This window comes from uncultured Methanobrevibacter sp., assembly GCF_937898925.1.
In the GTDB taxonomy this organism is placed as follows: Archaea; Methanobacteriota; Methanobacteria; order Methanobacteriales; family Methanobacteriaceae; genus Methanobrevibacter.
The window spans coordinates 1-1,790 of sequence record NZ_CALDKF010000039.1 but is presented as its reverse complement, the minus strand read 5'-3'; the positions used below and the strand labels follow the sequence as shown (position 1 = coordinate 1,790).

General features: G+C 34.9%; 2 protein-coding genes. Both read right to left on the bottom strand.

Features of this window, described 5'->3' with window-relative positions; all coding sequences use genetic code 11:
• Positions 1-450: 450 nt before the first annotated feature.
• Positions 451-1,038 carry a tyrosine-type recombinase/integrase gene (locus tag Q0409_RS03030; protein WP_298534930.1) on the bottom strand — a complete coding sequence of 196 codons (588 nt, stop codon included), beginning with the start codon at positions 1,036-1,038 and terminating at the stop codon, positions 451-453.
• A gap of 139 nt (positions 1,039-1,177) precedes the next feature.
• Positions 1,178-1,636 (bottom strand): JAB domain-containing protein, encoded by a 459-nt coding sequence (locus tag Q0409_RS03025; RefSeq protein WP_298534928.1) that lies wholly within the window; start codon positions 1,634-1,636, stop codon positions 1,178-1,180.
• Between the last annotated feature and the right edge of the window lie 154 nt (positions 1,637-1,790).

The following is a 1,790-nucleotide window of genomic DNA, read 5'->3' as shown; positions in this document are numbered from 1 at the left end:
CCCTGATGAAAGCAAACAAAAATAAAGGTGTGGGAACTATATCTGCTTTATCCTAAAGTCAGGTCTTCGCATTACCTTTAGCATGGATAAAACAATAGCCCACACCATTAGACAATATCTAAAAGCCTGCATTAGTAATGAAGACTGGATATATCTATGATGTGGTGCTACTGCCATCATCTTCATGCTAATTATCAAAGTTGCGAAGTTTGACTTTAGAAGATAATTTCAATAACACCCTTTTGTAAATAAAAGTCATTCAAATGCTACCACTATAGCCTTGAATTGGTACAAATATAACGAAAAGGTGTGAATAACAGCTTATTTTGTCACGAATAAATCACATTTTATACTATAAAAAATCAGTAACCATACAATAGGCTACGTTTTCGATTACATTTCTGCTCAAAATCAAACAGGACAAGGCTAAACTAACCTTGTCCTAATATTTCAAAAGCTCAAACATTCGTATGTTTGCAGTATCTCTTCTTGTCTTAATCCCAAGTATCTTTTGGTAATAGCTACAGAACTATGATTAAACAATTCCATCAACTTTACTAATGCCAACTCTGAATTGTTGTCATTCATGTTGTAAACCTGTCTGCCAAATGTCTTTCTAAGTGAATGGCAAGAGAAGTTCTTGGCTTTAACCTTGTATTTGGTCTTGACCTGTTTCAACATTCTGTTTATGGCTTGAATGGTGAAAGTCGTTCCTTTCTGGCTGACCAATATAGGAGCATTGACACCAATAGGCTCTATCTGCTTGTAACATTCCTGTATATGTTTCTGTAATTGGTGGTTCAGTCTGATTGTCCTATTCTTTCCTGTCTTTTTCTCAATGATAGAAAATTCGTCTGTATTAAGAATCTGTTTCCACCTTAGAGCAAGAATATCAGAAATCCGTAAACCTGTAAAACATCCCAATGCCACAAGAAGCGACATTTTATAGTTTTTATCTTTAGCCAATTTTCTAATAAGATTCATGGCTTCATCCCATTGCAAGTAATCTGCTGTGGTGCTTGAATATTTCAAACTCATAATGTTCAATTTTATTGGTAAATGAATAAAAGTGAACGTTAATTCTGACCATCAATTTATAAAGTATTGATAATCAGAGTAACGTTCACTTTGTGCATTAGTGAACTTTTAGAAAGGTCTGTTAAGCTAAAGTAGTTGGTCAGATTCTGCCCTCATCACAATAGCTATAAAATTCTTCACTTGTCAGGATGATGTGGTCATTTACTTGTATATCCATAAGATTTGCAGCAGCCACAATTTTTCTGGTCAGTTCATCATCCTGTCTGCTTGGTCTTGTACTGCCACTTGGATGATTGTGTGCCAATATCATTGCTGTTGCATTGGTCAGTAAAGCACCTTGCATTATCATTCTTACATCTGCCAATGTATTAGTAATTCCACCCTCTGAAATGGTGGAACATCCCAAAACTTGGCAATTATGATTCAGATAGAGAACTTTGAATGTTTCTCTATAATCCATCGTATCATCAGAAAAGTTTTCTTTCAGAACTTTGTAAGCTGTATATGAATCAAAAATCTGTTTTCTATCTTTCTTTGGAACTCTGTTTTTGTATGTTAGTCCAACTTCTGCTACTCTAAAATCTGTTGTCATAGTCATTTTTATAAAAGTCAATAAATAGAAAAAGGACACCCACCTAAGCGGATGTCCTCAACCAATCAATATCAGTCCATTTAATCAATGAACCATTTATATTTCTCATCGCCATGCAAAGCTGCATTGATTCCTAATGCCAACTCGCTTGCGTTCAGAC